This is a genomic window from Brevibacillus sp. FW301-21C12A, from assembly GCF_058788915.1.
The window spans coordinates 156,292-172,997 of the sequence record NZ_JBYTBG010000002.1 but is presented as its reverse complement, the minus strand read 5'-3'; the positions used below and the strand labels follow the sequence as shown (position 1 = coordinate 172,997).

Sequence of the window (16,706 nt, the reverse complement as noted above, 5' to 3'; positions counted from 1 at the left end):
ACAAAAAGCCGCGACGAAGTCAGCGGCTCTTTGGCACCGTTTGTTAACGCGGATAGACACCTGGCCCGACTGGCAAGCCTGCGTAATACCAGATCGCCATCTGAATGAGCCAGATGACCAAAAAGACGATCGCATACGGCATCATGGTGGAGAAAATCGTCCCCATCCCCGCGTTCTTGTTGTACTTCTGGTAAAAAGCGAGGATGAGCGGCAAATAAGGGTTCACCGGAGAGATCGTGTTCGTGGCCGAATCGGCAATCCGGTAGGCCACCTGAATGAACGCCGGGTGGTAGTCAAGCAGCATCAGCATCGGCATGAACACGGGAGCCAGGATCGCCCACAGCGCGGAGCCGCTCGTGATGAACAGGCTGCAAATGCCTGTAAACAGGCTGAAGGCAATCACAACAGGCAGCCCGGTCAGCCCGACGCTTTTCATGAACTCTGCGCCGTTTACCGCCATCAGGATGCCGATGTTGCTCCAGTTGAAAAAGGCAATGAACTGAGCGGCTGTGAACGCGAGCACGATGAAGCCGGACATGTCCTTGATCGCCTCTGACATGTAGTGCGGCATGTCCTTCGACGTCTTCATTAGCCCCATGGCTCGTCCGTACACATACGAGACGGTGACGAAGAACAGCAAAATGATCGGAATGATTCCTTTTAAAAACGGCGAGGTCAGAAAATCGCCTGTTTTCGGATCGCGCAACAGCGCTCCTTCCGGTACCACGAGCAGGGCGAGAATGACGACAAAGACGAGCGCGGCGATCCCCGCGTGACGCAGCGCCTTGTTTTCCTGCAAAGTCAGCTCGTCGAACTGGACGTTCCGATCCCCCTGGTATGTGCCGAGGCGCGGCTCGATGATTTTGTCGGTAATCCAGCCTCCGGCAAAGGCGAGGAAAAAGACGGACGCCGACATGAAAAACCAGTTGTCCACCGGAGTGACGACGGCATTCGGATCAATCGTCCGCGCTACCTCTGTACTGATCCCCGACAGGAGAGCATCGGTTCCCGCGATAAACAGGTTCGCGGTAAAGCCCGAGGATACACCCGCCATCCCGGCGGCAAATCCTGCGATCGGATGGCGCCCCATCGCCAGAAAAACAAGCCCGCCAAGCGGCGGAATGATGACCATCGCCGCATCAGACGCGAGATTGCCGAGAACGCCCACGAATACGACCGCGTAGCTGACAATCGCCTTTGGCACACGGGCCATCATTTTTCGCAACACGGAGGTCAACAGCCCGACTTTTTCCGCAAGGCCGATCCCGAGCGTCATCGCCAGCACCAGTCCGAGAGCCGGAAACTCGATGAAGTTTTTCAGCATGCTCGTCAAAATCCAGTGAATGCCTTCGACGCTAAGCAGGCTTTTGACCGCGACTGCCTCTCCTTTTCCGGGATGCACGACGGACAAGTTCATCGCGGACAAAATCGCCGAGATGACCATGAGTGCCAAACAGAGGATGACAAAGAGCATGAACGGATGCGGCAGCTTGTTGCCGACGGTTTCGATCCATTTGAGAATGCCTCTTTGCTGCTCCAGTTGCGGTTTCAGATTTGTTGCCCCATTTGCCATAGTATGCCCCCTCATGATGTCCAAGTTTTTTGACCTGAACGTGTTAGCGCGTCCAGTCAGGCGTCCGTTCAAAACCGCGGCTCGTTCCTTCCCCTGCCGTCCTGCGCCAAATATCTTACTTATAAGAATATTTTAATATAATTATATACTCAACTTTCGCACCTTGAAAAACGGCCTCCGATCATGTGGTGCATGAATAGAAGGGCAATCAAGTTGTAACCTTGACAAATCTGATTAGCAAAAAGAAATACACCATTCATTTTGGTAAAATTAGTGTGTCCAGCACTAACCCAAAAGAAAGGTGTACTAGAATATGATAATCAAAAAAGATCTCTCTCAGCAACTCCCAAAAACGTTGCTCAACGCGTTTTCTCAGTTGAAAATCGGCCATCATCTCCGCAAGGCAGGGATTATCAAGGGGGTTGGCTATTCCTGTTTGGAATTGTTTCAGCTTGTTTTTCTCTTGGTTTTCCAGCATAAGAACTGGTTCCGCTTGCTAGAAAGCGAACAACGTACTGATTTACCTGGAAAAGATACGATCTATCGCTTTCTCAATGATCCCCGTTACAATTGGCGAGCCTTTCTCCATTCGCTTAGCGGAACATTCATCAAAACATTGGGTTCATTGACCTCCGCCAAACGAGTACGTGTATTCATCATAGACGATTCCGTTTATTCCCGTTCTCGTAGCAGAGCACTCGAACTGCTTGCTCGTGTACACGATCATACAACAGGCAAATTTGTTAAGGGATTTCAGATGCTGACTCTTGGCTGGTCAGATGGCTTTACCTTTGTACCTGTTGGTTTTACCTTGCTCAGTTCCCGAAACGAAGCGAATCGATTGCAAAACATTCGTGAAGACATTGACAAGCGAACAAATGGATACAAGCGTCGAAAAGAGGCTTTGCAAAGCAAACCAGCAGCAGTCCTTACCTTACTCGACCATGCTCTACAGATGGGAATCCAAGCTGATTATGTGCTTATGGACACATGGTTTACCCATAGCCCACTTATCCAAGCCATTTCCGGTAGAGGATTGCAGGTCATCGGTATGGTCAAACAACTAAAGCAACGCTATCTGTTCGGACAGCAAATGCTAACTTTGGGCGAGTTGTTTACCCTGTGCCGTACCCAGCGGACGAAACATGGAATCCTAGGCTCCATCGTAGTTCGCCTCGCTTGCGGATTGCAGGTGAAACTCGTATTTATTCAAAACCGCAACAAGAGAAGCGAATGGCTCACGTTACTGAGTACCGATTGTTCTTTGGATGCGGCGGAAATCGTGCGAATCTACGGTAAGCGTTGGCAGATCGAGACCTTTTTCAAATTCACCAAGTCTTATTTGAATCTAGCGAAAGAGTTTCAAGGCCGTTCGTATGATATGTTGATTAGCCACACAACGATTGTGTTTACAAGATACATCCTACTTGCTTGGGAAGCCCGGCAGAAGGCAGACTCGAAAACACTCGGAGGACTGTTTTATTTGTTATGCGATGAAGTGAAAGACATTGATGTAAAAACGGCACTTGTGCAACTCTGGGCTTTCATGCAACGTCATTTGGAGAATTCGTCTCAACAAGAGGGGCTTCTTAGTCAATTACAGCAATGGATTGCCGCTCTTCCCAGCTACATCAAGAGTTGTTTGGCAATTTCGTCCTGCGAAAGTTGAGTTATATAAATTCAAAAATGTGTGTCAATAATTTTCAGACTGATTTATGAAATTTTCGTTATTTTCATTGTTTGCCCTTTCGCGAACAGGTATAGTAAAATGCTAGATGATGTTGAAAGATTACGGAGGTATGCTTCATGTCTGATGTTATCGTGTTCAAAGGGGCTGTCACGTACCCGATCACTTTGGACCCGACTGTCTGGGTTTTCGACGAGCGCAAGTTTGATTTGAACACGTATGCGGGCGAAGAAGACCCGTCCTTGTCCAAACAGATGCAATATTTGCAAGGAACAGGAACGCAGTGGGACAAGGAGCTGAAGGAAGGCGCGCAACTGCCGTCCGAGCGCAAAAGCCTGGCAGAGGAGCGCAAAGTGCTGGACGGCGACTACGGGATTCGGCTGGATCCGTTTATTACGAATGCGGCACCGCTGCCAGAGGCGACACACGTCCGGCTGCATCGCGAGAACGCGGACCCGGTCGTCCTCCCTATTTCCGAAGCGAGACGGGCCATCCTGCAGTTTTCCAAAGCCGGCAAGCCGATCAAGGAAGACGGACCTGTCTACTTTTACTTGCCGGAAACTTTGCTGAAAAAAGAAGCGCCGATTACGGGAATCACGGCGTTGGAGTTTTTCACGGCCTGATCTATGGATTTGGGCAGCATGGAAAGCAGTCAAACAAACGAACGACAGAAAAAGCCATCCTCTAACTGAGCGGCCCCTTCCCATTGTCAGGAGAATCTGACAATCCGGAGCTGTTCGTCGCCAAGGATGGCTTTTGTCGCTGGTTCTTATGTGTGTTGCTCTTAGGCGCTGGCCTGTGTGATGCGAATGTTGCGTGTCTGCAGCTCTGCGCGAAGCAATTCAATAAAAGCGGAATCTAGCTGAAGGTCGACAGCACGATGATATACTTCTATCAGCATCTGGTCACTCAAGTATTTCACCCTTGCTCACCTCCATCCTCTCGTATGCGTTCATTGTACCAGATGATAGAGTATCGAACAACCGTTCTGATATCCACAAACGATGTGGAAATGCTGTGAGTAACTTGTGGGCAATCTGTGTGTAACAACAGAAAACGCCGCTATACGTATGTGGATATTTATTCCACTTTTATCCACAGACAATCGAAATTTGTCGAACGATTGCGACTGCTCTTTCCTTTTTCCCTTTCAAACAAAGAAACAGCCCTCCTGAATCGGAAGGCTGTTTGTGTTTGTTACGCGTTTGCTGTTTCGGAAACGTGCAATACTTGCTTGATGCGCTCGATCGCCCAGTCGAGGTCTTCCTTGCTAATTACGAGCGGCGGTGCAAAGCGGATGGTCGTTTCGTGCGTTTCCTTGCACAGAAGACCCAGCTCTTTCAGCTTCTCGCAGTAAGGACGGGCAGCAGTCGTCAGCTCCAGGCCGATGAACAGGCCGCGGCCGCGAATTTCCTTGATGATCGGGTTGTTGATTTCCTTCAGTTTTTCCATGAAGTACTCTCCCATCTCCAGGGAACGTTGGACAAGACCTTCGTCAGCGAGAACGTCCATCGCCGCTACGGCTACAGCGCAGCCGAGCGGGTTTCCACCGAAGGTAGAGCCGTGGGAGCCTGGTTCGAACACGCTGAGAATTTCTTTGTCCGCTGCAACGGCAGAGATCGGGAATACCCCGCCGCCAAGCGCTTTCCCCATAATGTACATGTCTGGCTTGACGTCTTCCCAGTCGCTTGCAAACAGTTTGCCTGTACGTCCGAAGCCGGTCTGGATTTCGTCGCAGACGAGCAGGACGTTGTTTGCTTTACATACTTCTTGCGCTTGTTTCAGGAAGCCCTCTTGCGGAATGATGATCCCCGCTTCGCCCTGGATCGGCTCGAGCATGAACGCGGCTGTATTTGGCGTGATCGCTTGCTTCAGCGCCTCGATGTCGCCGTAAGGGATGATTTTGAAGCCAGGCGTGAACGGTCCGAAGCCGCGTCTGTACTCTTCTGCGGAAGAGAAGGACGTAATGGTCACGGTGCGGCCGTGGAAGTTGCCTTCACAGACGATGATTTCCGCCTGGTTTTCCGGTACTTTTTTCACGTCGTAAGCCCAGCGACGAACAGCTTTGAGAGCGGTTTCCACTGCTTCCGCGCCTGTGTTCATCGGCAAGATCATCTCTTTGCCTGTCAGTGCGGACAGCTTCTCGTAAAATTCGCCCAACTGATCGTTGTAAAAAGCGCGGGAGGTCAGCGTTACTTTGTCTGCCTGATCTTTCAGCGCCTGGATGATGCGCGGATGGCGGTGTCCCTGGTTCAGAGCGGAGTACGCGCTCAGCATATCCAAATATTTATTGCCTTCCGGGTCTTCTACCCATACGCCTTCTGCCTTGGAGATGACGATCGGTAGTGGATGGTAGTTGTGTGCGCCGTATTTTTCGGTTTGTTCAATGACAACTTTTGTTTTCGTCATGCTGATAGCCTCCTTCGATTTCACTTGCTAATCTTATCCAAGCAAGAATGATGCCAATGTAAAAAACAAAGGAAATGACGGGGAACGGGCCGTTTTGAGCAAAAAAATTTTGCAGGTCCTTCCCGTATTATTTTGCAGGTGCATAATCATTTTGCACGCAGTCGTTTGTATGATATGATACTGTCACGAAGAAAGGCTGGTGAACCATTGTGTCGTCTTCAAGGCAAGAAAACTCCCTCGAAACGCTACTTCGCATCTACGAGCATATCCTAGACAGAATGAATGAGGGCGTCCACGTGATTGACGCCACCGGAACGACGATCGTGTACAACCAGAAAATGACCGAGCTGGAGTCAATGGCACGCCAGGACGTCCTGCACAAGCCTCTGTCAGAGGTGTTCCAGTTCCACAGCGGACAGGAGAGCACGCTGCTCACCTGCTTGCGGACAGGAAATAGCATACGCAATACGCGGCAAACGTATTTCAACGACAAGCAAAAAGAAATTACGACCATCAACAATACATACCCGATCATCGAAAACGGGCAAATCATCGGCGCGATGGAGATCGCCAACGATGTGACAAAGATGGAGCGGCTCATCCGCGAAAACTTGCTTGCGAAAAACGGCTCCCGCTACACGTTTGACCAGATTATCGGAAAAAGCGGAGCGATTCTCGACGTGATCGAAAACGCCAAGCGGGCAGCGCGCACCTCCTCCTCCGTGCTCGTCGTCGGCGAAACCGGAGCAGGCAAAGAACTGTTCGTGCAAAGCATCCACAATGCCAGCCTGCGCTCATCCGGCCCGCTCATCTCGCAAAACTGCGCGGCGCTTCCCGACAGCCTGATTGAAGGCTTGCTGTTTGGCACGGCCCGCGGCGCTTTTACCGGAGCGGTGGAAAGACCGGGCTTGTTCGAGCAGGCAGAAGGCGGCACGCTGTTTCTCGATGAAATCAACTCGCTTAGTATGCCTCTCCAGGCCAAATTGTTGCGCGCCCTGCAGGAGAAGTCGATCAGGCGCATCGGCGACACGAAGGATCGGGCGATTGACGTGCGCATCATCGCCGCTATCAACGAAGACCCGGTAGAGGCGATCGCCAATTCTCATTTGCGAAAAGACTTGTACTACCGCCTTGGCGTCGTCACCCTGTTCCTGCCTCCGCTGCGCGAGCGCAAGGAAGACATCCCGATGCTCGTTTCGCATTTTATTGAAAAGTACAATGAGCTGTTTCAAATGGAAGTGACAGGTGTCGCGAGCGACGTCCTGCAATTTTTTCAGGAGCACGACTGGCCCGGCAACGTCCGGGAACTGCAGCATCTCATCGAAGGGGCGATGAACTTGATGGTGGACGAGACGACGATCCGCTACGAGCACTTGCCGCTGCACTTTTTGCGCCGCTCCCCTGCCAGCGCGACCGCAAGCGAGCAAGCGTCTCCCCGCTCTCTTCCGTTTATTGAGGAAGGTAAATCGCTGAAGGAAACGATGCAGGAGTTTGAAACCGCCTATATTCATCACGTCGTAGACCGCTACAACGGCAACATCTCGCGCGCGGCCAAGGAACTGCAAATCAGTCGGCAAAGCTTGCAGTACCGCCTGCGCAAATTGGGAATCAGAGGATAAGCGGCTTGCTTCTTCATTTTACGACGCCAAAATTTTTGGCGTTTTTTTATTTTTTTTGCACAGAAACGCCCATTTTCTTTGCACTCTTCTCCATAATCTACCTGACAAAGATGATTTGCTTGCGCTGATACTTTTGGTATCATTCTTGCAAAACATATAGCACGCCTGAAAACGCATTCATCAAATCAATATTTCTCGCGTGAAGGAGAGGGTTTTATGACACCAAGCAGCAACGAACAGCACAATGAACTAAAACGCAGTATGAGCAGTAGGCACCTCTTCATGATTTCTCTTGGAGGCGTGATCGGGACCGGACTGTTTCTCGGTTCTGGCTATACGTTAAGCCAGGCTGGACCCGTTGGCACGATCCTTTCTTTTCTGGTCGGCGGCTTTATCATGTATTTGACCATGCTCTGCCTTGGCGAGCTGACTGTAGCGATGCCGGTAGCTGGTTCGTTCCAAACGTACATGACCCGGTTCGTCAGTCCGTCCCTTGGCTTCGGCGTAGGCTGGCTGTACTGGCTCGGCTGGGCCGTAACCGTTGCCCTCGAGCTTTTGTCTTCCGGTCTGTTGATGCAGCGCTGGTTCCCTGACTCTCCGGTCTGGATGTGGTGCGCCATCTTCGGTGTCCTTCTGTTCCTGTTGAATGCGCTTTCTGCCCGTGCGTTCGGTGAGTCCGAATTCTGGTTTTCCAGCATTAAAGTAAGCGCTATCATCCTGTTTATCATCTTGGGTGGAGCGGCTATGTTCGGCTTGATTGACATGAAAAATGGACAACCTGCTCCGATGTTCTCCAACTTCACCAGCAGTCCGCTGCTTCCGTTTGGCATTACCGGCCTGTTGATGACGATGATTACGGTGAACTTCTCCTTCCAGGGTACCGAACTGATCGGTATCGCGGCCGGCGAGAGCAAGGAACCGGAGAAAACGATTCCGAAGTCCATTCGCGCTACCGTGTGGCGCACGCTCGTCTTCTTCATTTTGGCGATTGCCATCGTGGCCGGGATGATTCCGTACCAACAGGCTGGCGTGATCGAAAGCCCGTTTGTCGTCGTGTTTGACAGCATCGGTATCCCTTATGCAGCAGACATCATGAACTTCGTCGTCCTGACTGCGCTGTTGTCTGTAGCCAACTCCGGCTTGTACGCCGCTACGCGGATGCTCTACTCCTTGTCCAATGAGCGAATGGCTTCCCGCAAGCTTGCGATCGTCAACCGCAAAGGCATTCCGATGAATGCGTTGATTATTACTTTTTCCATCTCTCTGCTCTCGCTTCTGTCCGGCTTTTTTGCAGAAGATACCGTGTTCATGGTGCTTCTGTCCATCGCTGGCCTGGGTGCTCAGGTAGGCTGGATCTCGATTTCCGCGTCCCAGCTCGCTTTTCGTCGCCACTACCTGAAAAATGGCGGCAAGCTGGAAGACCTGAAGTTCCGTACGCCGCTGTACCCTGTACTTCCATTGGTTTCGCTGATTTTGAACCTGAGCGTCCTCGTCAGCCTGGCCTTTGATCCGGAGCAGCGCATCGCTCTCTACTGTGGCATTCCGTTCATGCTCATTGCGATTCTGATCTACCAGCTTCGCTTCAAAAACAAGCTGGAGCCGCAGCCAGACACTGAACTGGGCTCCTATCGCAAAGCGAACAATCTGTAAGCAAATATAAAAGAAAAGCTTGCACTCCTGTTCAAAGGAGGCAAGCTTTTCGCTTTATGGTCATGATTTTTTGGCCATGCTACAGGGAGATTCGCACAATTTCCGTTATGACCACCATGGCAAAGACGGCAAATCCAAGGGAACTCGTCACCAGCAACATCCGTTTCAGCTTTTTCATATCTTCCATATCAGATTCCCTCACTTTCCTAACGCCCATCGTTTTCGTTTCTATCGTTATATACGCACCACCCATGGAAAATGTTTCAATGGGCGCCCAATAACATTTCGTGTTTTCTCGTCAAAAAGCTTACGGTTGCGCGATTTTTGTCAAATCGTTGCCGAGCTTGAACGTGTCTTGCTCCATCAAATGGAGCATCCAGGCAACCAACAAGCCTACGGCGAGACAGATCGTCCACGGAAGCCACGCCGCCTGCAGCTTCAGCCCGACATCGTACACCCAGCCGCCTGCGACCTGGCCGAGCGAGCCGCCGATGGCAATCGAGTATCCGTTGAAGCCGTAATAGGCTCCTACCAAATCTTTTGGCGCAAAACGCGGAACGACATCTACCAGATTCGGCACGGCGATCATCGTGCCCAGCGCGAACAGGAAGACGTCGATGAGCAGCATCCACAGCGAATCGGCAAAGGTAAACAGGAACAGCCCCACGCCCATGACCAGCGTGCCGATGCCGATCAAGGTCAGCCGATGCGGATATCCTTCCAGCCATTGCGTCACCTTCATCTGGAAAAGAATGACGAACAGCGACATCGCCGACAGGACAATCCCGACAGAAGTTTTGCTGTGTGTCACATGCTCCACGAGCAGCGGTATGGTCAAAAATACTTGCATATTCAAGTAATAATAGCCCATCAGGATGAACGTGAAGCGGACAAAACGCTTGTCCCGGATCACCGTGAACATGCTCTCCCAAATACTGTGCCGTGTATTGGTGGCACTGATCGGGGACAGAAAAAAGAAGGAGACAAGCGCGTTCACGCCAAAAATCGCTCCGGCAAACAGCGACAAGTACGTAAAATCAACGGCCGAGAGTGCGGTGCCGACGATTTGCGAGCCGACTACCGCAATATTGCCGAGTACATTGCGAAAGGCAAACACTTCTTTGCGAATGGAATCCGGCGTCAAAATCGCAAACGCAGCCGAGCCAGCCGGGTCAAACAGCGCCCCGCCGAGGCCAGACAAAATCGCTGCGATAAAAAAATGCCACGTCTCTGTACAGAATGCGAACATCGCGAACCCGACAGCCCGCACGGCCATGCCGAGAACCATCGCACCTTTGTAGCCAAAGGCGTCGGCCATCACTCCGCCCAAAAACGCAAAGCCTTGCTGGGAAAACTGCCGCACGCTGAGCACGAGTCCCGCCATCGCCAGCGTCCATCCAATACTGCCCGTCAAGTACAAGGTCAGATACGGAATCAGGGCATAAAAACCAAGGTTCATCATAAAGGATGTCGTCAAGAGCAGCTTGACAGAAAACGGTGTTTCTTTCCACATTTCCCTCTTCATTTGATACCCCTCGCTCTCCCGCTATCTCTCATGATTTGGGGATATCCCCAGCTTAAAGAACAGGGTATAATTTGGGAAACGAACGTTTTTGTATATGGTTATCAAATATTTAGATAAGAGGGAAACACACGCTATGGACTTCGAACAACTGCGCGCCTTCTACACGTTGGCACAGACGAAAAACTTCACCAAGGCTGCGGAAATGCTCCATCTCGTTCAGTCTACGGTGACGATGAGAATCAAGCAACTGGAAGAAAAAGTCGGGAAGCCGCTGTTTATCCGCGACAAGCGGAGTGTGGAAATTACCCAGGCTGGCTTGACGCTTTTGCCCTATGCCGAAAGAATCCTCAAGCTGTCTCACGAGGCACTGAGCGAAGTCGCTTCTCTCCAGCCATATGAAGATTACTTGTCCATCGGCAGTCTGAACGCCATCTGGACCTCTACCCTCGAACCGATCTTGAAAGAGTATCATTACCGTTATCCGCAAATTGCCATCAGCACCAAAACCGGGCATTCCTCCGACGTCATCCAGTATTTGCTCGACAACGTCATTCAGATCGGAATCGTATATGTGCCGCCGTCTTTGCCGAACTTTGAGGTCATTCCCACCTGGGACGATGAAATCGTCCTCGTCTGCTGTCCGCAGAGCAGCTTCGCCCAGTCGACTCATGTGGACTCGCGCGAGCTTCGCAACCTGCCGCTGCTCTACATGAACTGGGGACCGCCCTTCAACGAATGGATCAGACAGACGCTGCCGCGCAACTACGTGCCCAAGCTGACCGTCGACAAGGCGGAGCTGGCCATTGATTTGATTAAGGAAGGGCTGGGCGTCAGCCTGCTGACCCGCTCCGCCGTCAAGTCGGAGCTGGCTGCCGGAACGCTCAAGGAACTGCCGATTACAGGAAACAAGCCTCCGAAGCGCTCCGCCTACATCGTCCTGCCGAAAGACAAAAAAAATAAACCCAGCGTGGAAAAATGGCTGAGTCTCATGAGTGAATTAGGTTATTCTACCACTTAGCGAATCTAGCGCGATTGCGGTATGGGGTCGACGACGGAATCTCGTCTCCCCAGCCTTCTTTCATAGCCCCAGCGGACGAGAAAATACCAGCACAGCGACAGGCAAAATCCCGTAAGCACGTCGCTCAAATAATGCACACCGAGGTAGACGCGGCTTGCCGCGAGCAACACCACGACGACGAGCGCAATCGGCTGTATGTACGCCGACCAGCTTTTCTCCTGATACCAGCGCGCAATCAAAAGGGCGAGCATGAGGTAAAAGCAAGGAGCGATCATGGCGTGGCCGCTCGGGAACGAAAACGAATCCGGCAGCTCGATCAGATTAAAGCCACTAGGCCGGGGACGGGCAAACATCAGCTTCAACAGTTCATTGGCGACCTCGCTTACCCCCAATGTCAGCAGGACGACGACCGCCTCCAGCTTGTGCCCTTTGAAGAAAAAGGCTGCAACCAGCACGACGCCGAGCGGCGCTAAGGTCGTTGCGTTCCCCAAAAGCGTAAGCATCTGAAAAAAGGTCGTTGCCGCCTCCGAGCGAACGTCTGCGAAAAACGCAAAGGCCGCCTGATCCATCCCCGCTACCTCACCTGCTATGTACTGTCGAAGCATCCATGCTCCAAGCACCGCAAAGACGATGCCGCACACAATCAATCCACTTTCCTTAGCCGTCCACTTCATACGTTTCTCCTCTCTCCAACAGCGAGCGCAGCGCAGCCGCAAAGCGCTGGTCATCTTCGCGCGTACGCGCCGCCGGGCCTCGCGTTCTTCCTCCCCCGCGACGATAGCGGGCTTTTTCGTTTCGCTCCTCCAGATGAAAAGCAATTCGCTCCGGCTCAAAAACAAGACCGTGCGGCGTCAGCGGCCGCGCCTTTTTGCCGAGGATGAGCGCAGCCAGTCCAATATCTTGCGTCACGACCACATCACCCGGACGGGTTTCGTTGGCGAGCTTCATATCGACCGCCTGTGGCCCTGCATCTACCGTTACGTGATGTTCAGAGCCGATCTGATGATTGTAGCTGGCAAAAGTCAGGCAAAGCCACCCGAATTCCTTGCACAGCTCCTGTGCGATGACGAGAGCCTGTCGTGGGCAGGCATCGGCATCGATGAGAACGCGTCCTTTTTCCATTCGCCACTTCCTTTCGTGCGCTTTTCTCTCTCCCCGCGCTGCTCCGTTTTTGGTATGATGGAAGTGGAGAGGAGTGAGATCACCTTTGCGCAATTATTTTATTTTCGATGAACGATTAGGTATTCGCCTTCCTGCATTGGATATGCCATGGGAGGAGTATTCACATACGGAACGAGCCGACATTTTGATGGAGTGGGAGGAAATCCGCGCGACCATCCCGGATCAGATCCAACGGGTGGAAGCTGTCATCATCGAAAAAACAAGGCAGATGTCGGAAGAGGAAAATTTCGCCCGTTCTTGTGAGCTGAACAGCGAGATCCATGAATTAGCAAGCGTCATTAATGATCTTAATATATGGTTTCGCGTCCAGCAAGACCATGACACCAAAGTCCATCAATAATTTTCCGATGGAAGGAACACGAAAAAAGCTCCGCGGCTACCTCGCTGCCATGGAGCTTTTTTTCGTCCTCTTCGGACTATTTCTTTTTGTTTCGCTTTCGCTCGATTTCGAGCGCCATCAGACCAGAAACGTGCGGGGCAGCCATGGAGGTTCCGTTCAACTTTTTGAACTGGTTTCCGGGCCATGTTGACAAAATTTCCACGCCAGGCGCTTTCATGTTGGCACCTTTGCCGCGCGCGCTAAACGACGCCAGTTTGCCCGACTGATCGATCGCGCTTACCCCCATCACGCCTTTGTACCTGGCCGGATACTCTACTTCTCCCCCGCTATTTCCCGCAGAAGCTACCAGGACGATGCCGTGCTCGTTCGCCTTTTCCACCGCTCGCGCCAGCGCCTCACTGTACTGCGGCATGCCGAAGCTCATGTTGATGACATCCATTTGATTGGCAATCGACCACTGCAAAGCCTGCAAAATCGTCGACAGCGACGATTTGCCTTCGTGGTCAAAAGCACGCACGTCGTACAAGTGGGCTTCGGGAGACACACCGACAATCCCGCGCTGGTTCATCTCCGCGACGATGATCCCGGCCACGTGCGTGCCATGCCCGTTTTGCTTGCCGCGCACAAAATTGACGCCGCCTTTGATCCGTCCCTTCAAATCAAAATGATTGCGGGAGATTCCCGTGTCAATGACAGCGACCTTCACGCCCTCGCCCCTGCCTTTTCGCCACAGTCGCTCTGCTCCGACGTAGCGGACACCCCACGGGATTTCGTCCTCGTTCTCGGTCTGTGCATGCACGCTTACCGTCACGTTCTCCTCTACCATCGCCTCATACCTGCGAAAATGTTCGCAGTGCTGCTCGTATATGTTTTCCTTGATGCACAGGCAAGACCAGTCGTCGTAACAACGCCAAGGAAGTCTCTCCGTTTTGGTCATTACTTTTTTCTGCAAATCGGTCAGGATTTCGTGAAACGGCATCCCCCGCTGAAAGCTGATGATTTTCAACCCGCTAGCCTCCTGTCATGCATGGCGTTGCCACATCCTATGTCACATCCGCCTGTGTCTGCTTGGGCATTCGCACATCGCCCGGCAAAATAGGCGAATAGCCCAGTCGATCTGTCCAAGCGAACAGAAGGCTTCTCCCATATATTTGCAAGGGGCAGGCGTAAATACATTTGGAGAGGAGCGAGTGCTGCATGGCAAAAGCAAAAGGAAAGAAAACGAGCGATCTTCTGAAAAAAATCAACAAAAAGAGCAAGAAGAAATGGAAAATGGACGATATCAAGTCACTGGCGAAAGGGATTACGAAAAAGGACCTGAAAGATGACAAAAAGCTTGCCGACCTGATTAAAAAGGTCAGCAAAGCGGTCGGGGTCAAACTGTCCGACAAGCAAATGGCAAGCGTCAAAAAGCAGGTGCATGAAAAGCTCGGCTGACGCCGCTGACAAAACAAAAACAGCAAAAAGGGAGAGCAGCTACGCTCTCCCTCTTGCTATTGCCAACCTATGCAGCCGGTGTTACCTCGTTAGTCGCAAGAGCAAGCAACGATTGTCAGCAATACGAACAACACCAGAATCAAAGCAAAATCGTCGAATCCTCCGTTGAACAGACTCATTCGCTTTCCCTCCTTTGTCAGCAACTAATCATACTGTATGTGCGAATAGCCAATCTTGATTGGACGCTCGCCCAGTCCGTGCCCATTTCTGGTTACGTGTGTAGTTGCTGTGAGGAAAAACAGCGGCAGATCAACTCGCTCGCCGCTCGATCGGCTCCATCATGCCGTACTGCTTTTTCATGACCGATTGCCAAAACGGAATGGTCCTCTGGATCATCGGCCCCGTCAGCAGGGCGATCAGCACCGTCCCGATGGAAACGGGTCCGCCCAATGCTGCCCCGGCAATCAGGACCGCGACTTCAATAATCAGCCGAACCTTCTGAATGCTCCAGCCCAGCCGCTCGTTCATCGCCAGCATGAAGCTGTCGCGCGGCCCGGCTCCCAGCCGAGGCGACAAGTACATCCCGATCCCGATGTTCATCACCACAAGGCCCAGCAAAAACATCGCCAATCGCGACCAAACGGACGACAGCTCCGGCACGATATCGAGCCACAAAATCAGATCGAGAAAGCTCCCGAAACAGACCATGTTCAAAAACATGCCAAAGGTCGGCTTGATTTTGGCAACCAGATACGATGACAAAATCACGGCCAAGCCGACGATCTGCGACCAGATGCCAATCGTTAAGCCAAACGTTTTTTGCAAGCCGATGTGGAACGTATCCCACGGCGCCACTCCCAGGTTTGCCTTGATCGCGAGCACACAGCCAAATGCCCCGATAAACAGCCCGAGAACAAACATGGCGTAGCGCACGACAATCGACCTGCTGACCCGTCTACCGGACACAGTCTTTCACCTTTCCTCTCCCGTTGCGCTCTCTCTTTTTTCCCGGCGAAAACGCCGCCCTGGCGAACAAAATGCCAGGGCTTGCCGCGACGAGCCGGTTACTCTCTTTCCAGCAATCCGTTCTTTGCAGTCATGCCTCTTAGGCTTTGCAAAAGTTACATGCAGCTTCCTGCCTCGGCAAGCTGCCGTCTCGTCCCGATCCGCTGACGCTTTCCCGGCTGACTGCTTCTGCCTCCCAGGGACAACCGCCTTCCCGTGAGAGGGGCAACGTCATTCGCTGCATGCTCCTCCTCTTTCCTAAGTAATAATTTATTCATTATAGCAGGGTTACTCGGTTTCTCCCACCGTTTTTCGCACTCGCTTTACCGCGATACTGCCCAAATCCTCCGCGAGCTGCGTCTCCGGAAAAATCGCCTGCGCTTCCGCCAGCAGGTCGGCCATGGAAAAATCGCCATCCTCGTCTTCATAGCGCGGGCTGAAGTGCGTCAGACAGAGCGCCTTCACGCCTGCCCGCTTCGCCAGCTCGGCGGCCTCCTTCGCCGTGGAATGCCCGCTGCGCACAGCCAGCTCCTTGTCGCGATCCGCGTAAGTAGCCTCGTGTACCAACAAGTCAGCCCCTGCTGCCAGCTCCTCGACACTTTGGCACGGCTCCGTATCGCCGCTGAAGACGATTTTGCGGCCAGGCTGCGGAGCGCCGACGAAGTCTTTGCCATCCAGCACGCGCCCGTCTGGCAGCATGACCTGCTCGCCCCGCTTCAACGCGCCGAACAGCGGTCCGGACGGCACCCCCGCTGCTTTCGCCCGCTCGACCAGAAACGCCCCCGGCTTGTCTTTTTCCAGGACGCTGTACGCGAACGAAGGCACCCGGTGCTTCGCCTTGCGACATGTGACGATCACGTCCTCGTCTTCGTACACGACGCCTTCGCTGACGATGCACAGATCCAGCGGGTATTGCAAATGCACCGGGCTTATGTCCATGATCGCGCGAAAATAGCGGTCCAGCCCCGGCGGCCCGTACAGCGCAAGCGGAGGCGCCTCCCCGTTACGCAGCGATCTGGAAGCGAGCAAGCCGATCAGTCCGTACAGGTGATCGCCGTGCAAATGCGTAATGAAAATTTTGTCCAACTGGCTGATTTTCATCGGAGAGCGCAGCAGTTGATGCTGTGTCCCTTCCCCGCAGTCAAACAGCCACCATTTTCCTGCTTGTAAAAAGCGAAGCCCGATTCCGCTCACATTGCGGCGGGTAGTGGGCGCACCTGATCCAGTCCCTAAAAATGTCACGATCACGACTATTGCACCT

General features: G+C 52.6%; 17 protein-coding genes. 7 read left to right on the top strand and 10 right to left on the bottom strand.

All coding sequences use genetic code 11. The annotated features are described in order from the left end of the window. Window positions 1-43 precede the first annotated feature (43 nt). The gene (locus AC3WQH_RS02395) at window positions 44-1,573 is read right to left on the bottom strand and encodes an AbgT family transporter (protein ID WP_005827117.1); all 1,530 of its coding nucleotides are present in this window, start codon (window positions 1,571-1,573) and stop codon (window positions 44-46) included. A 313-nt stretch (window positions 1,574-1,886) separates the two neighbouring features. On the opposite strand from AC3WQH_RS02395, the gene AC3WQH_RS02390 reads away from it, so the two are divergent. Both AC3WQH_RS02390 and AC3WQH_RS02385 read left to right on the top strand, forming a co-directional pair. Beyond that, window positions 1,887-3,242 carry an IS4 family transposase gene (locus AC3WQH_RS02390; protein WP_309480004.1) on the top strand — a complete coding sequence of 452 codons (1,356 nt, stop codon included), beginning with the start codon at window positions 1,887-1,889 and terminating at the stop codon, window positions 3,240-3,242. 137 nt (window positions 3,243-3,379) lie between these two features. Further along, entirely contained in the window at window positions 3,380-3,883 is a 504-nt protein-coding gene (locus tag AC3WQH_RS02385; protein ID WP_005827115.1) for a hypothetical protein, read from the top strand. A gap of 161 nt (window positions 3,884-4,044) precedes the next feature. Here the strand turns inward: AC3WQH_RS02385 and AC3WQH_RS02380 are convergent, their stop codons facing one another. Both AC3WQH_RS02380 and AC3WQH_RS02375 read right to left on the bottom strand, forming a co-directional pair. Then, the gene (locus tag AC3WQH_RS02380; RefSeq protein ID WP_005827113.1) at window positions 4,045-4,182 is read right to left on the bottom strand and encodes a sporulation histidine kinase inhibitor Sda; all 138 of its coding nucleotides are present in this window, start codon (window positions 4,180-4,182) and stop codon (window positions 4,045-4,047) included. Between the two features lie 275 nt (window positions 4,183-4,457). After that, window positions 4,458-5,669, bottom strand: a complete 1,212-nt coding sequence (locus tag AC3WQH_RS02375) for an ornithine--oxo-acid transaminase (protein WP_007785208.1) — start codon at window positions 5,667-5,669, stop codon at window positions 4,458-4,460. A 278-nt stretch (window positions 5,670-5,947) separates the two neighbouring features. Here AC3WQH_RS02375 and AC3WQH_RS02370 point away from each other — a divergent pair, with 278 nt between their 5' ends. Both AC3WQH_RS02370 and AC3WQH_RS02365 read left to right on the top strand, forming a co-directional pair. After that, entirely contained in the window at window positions 5,948-7,288 is a 1,341-nt protein-coding gene (locus AC3WQH_RS02370) for a sigma-54 interaction domain-containing protein (RefSeq protein WP_235694767.1), read from the top strand. Window positions 7,289-7,504: 216 nt separating this feature from the next. Continuing rightward, complete coding sequence (locus AC3WQH_RS02365) at window positions 7,505-8,938, top strand: amino acid permease (RefSeq protein ID WP_007785204.1); 1,434 nt, start codon at window positions 7,505-7,507, stop codon at window positions 8,936-8,938. Between the two features lie 307 nt (window positions 8,939-9,245). On the opposite strand, the gene AC3WQH_RS02360 is transcribed toward AC3WQH_RS02365, so the two are convergent. After that, a complete protein-coding gene (locus AC3WQH_RS02360) occupies window positions 9,246-10,463 on the bottom strand; it encodes an MDR family MFS transporter (protein ID WP_007785202.1) in 1,218 nt (405 codons plus the stop codon). Between the two features lie 133 nt (window positions 10,464-10,596). Here AC3WQH_RS02360 and AC3WQH_RS02355 point away from each other — a divergent pair, with 133 nt between their 5' ends. Continuing rightward, on the top strand, window positions 10,597-11,481 hold the full coding sequence (locus tag AC3WQH_RS02355) for a LysR family transcriptional regulator (RefSeq protein WP_005827103.1): 885 nt from the start codon (window positions 10,597-10,599) through the stop codon (window positions 11,479-11,481). Window positions 11,482-11,486: 5 nt separating this feature from the next. Here the strand turns inward: AC3WQH_RS02355 and AC3WQH_RS02350 are convergent, their stop codons facing one another. Then, window positions 11,487-12,155, bottom strand: a complete 669-nt coding sequence (locus tag AC3WQH_RS02350; protein WP_005827100.1) for a phosphatase PAP2 family protein — start codon at window positions 12,153-12,155, stop codon at window positions 11,487-11,489. Then, entirely contained in the window at window positions 12,139-12,603 is a 465-nt protein-coding gene (locus AC3WQH_RS02345; protein ID WP_005827098.1) for a YaiI/YqxD family protein, read from the bottom strand. Before AC3WQH_RS02345 ends, AC3WQH_RS02350 begins: the two co-directional genes overlap by 17 nt. A 73-nt stretch (window positions 12,604-12,676) precedes the next feature. Here AC3WQH_RS02345 and AC3WQH_RS02340 point away from each other — a divergent pair, with 73 nt between their 5' ends. Then, the gene (locus AC3WQH_RS02340; RefSeq protein WP_026557037.1) at window positions 12,677-13,003 is read left to right on the top strand and encodes a hypothetical protein; all 327 of its coding nucleotides are present in this window, start codon (window positions 12,677-12,679) and stop codon (window positions 13,001-13,003) included. A 76-nt stretch (window positions 13,004-13,079) separates the two neighbouring features. Here the strand turns inward: AC3WQH_RS02340 and AC3WQH_RS02335 are convergent, their stop codons facing one another. Beyond that, window positions 13,080-14,009 (bottom strand): S8 family peptidase, encoded by a 930-nt coding sequence (locus AC3WQH_RS02335; protein WP_007785198.1) that lies wholly within the window; start codon window positions 14,007-14,009, stop codon window positions 13,080-13,082. 191 nt (window positions 14,010-14,200) lie between these two features. Here AC3WQH_RS02335 and AC3WQH_RS02330 point away from each other — a divergent pair, with 191 nt between their 5' ends. Next, window positions 14,201-14,440: a stage VI sporulation protein F gene (locus tag AC3WQH_RS02330; RefSeq protein WP_025848465.1), complete on the top strand. Its 240-nt coding sequence runs from the start codon at window positions 14,201-14,203 to the stop codon at window positions 14,438-14,440. 89 nt (window positions 14,441-14,529) lie between these two features. Here the strand turns inward: AC3WQH_RS02330 and AC3WQH_RS02325 are convergent, their stop codons facing one another. From AC3WQH_RS02325 to rnz, 3 genes are all read right to left on the bottom strand, one after another. Then, on the bottom strand, window positions 14,530-14,619 hold the full coding sequence (locus AC3WQH_RS02325; RefSeq protein ID WP_007785194.1) for a YjcZ family sporulation protein: 90 nt from the start codon (window positions 14,617-14,619) through the stop codon (window positions 14,530-14,532). A gap of 130 nt (window positions 14,620-14,749) precedes the next feature. After that, the gene (locus AC3WQH_RS02320; RefSeq protein ID WP_025848460.1) at window positions 14,750-15,406 is read right to left on the bottom strand and encodes a YczE/YyaS/YitT family protein; all 657 of its coding nucleotides are present in this window, start codon (window positions 15,404-15,406) and stop codon (window positions 14,750-14,752) included. Window positions 15,407-15,733: 327 nt separating this feature from the next. Further along, the gene (gene rnz / locus AC3WQH_RS02315) at window positions 15,734-16,693 is read right to left on the bottom strand and encodes a ribonuclease Z (RefSeq protein WP_007785190.1); all 960 of its coding nucleotides are present in this window, start codon (window positions 16,691-16,693) and stop codon (window positions 15,734-15,736) included. Window positions 16,694-16,706: the final 13 nt, after the last annotated feature.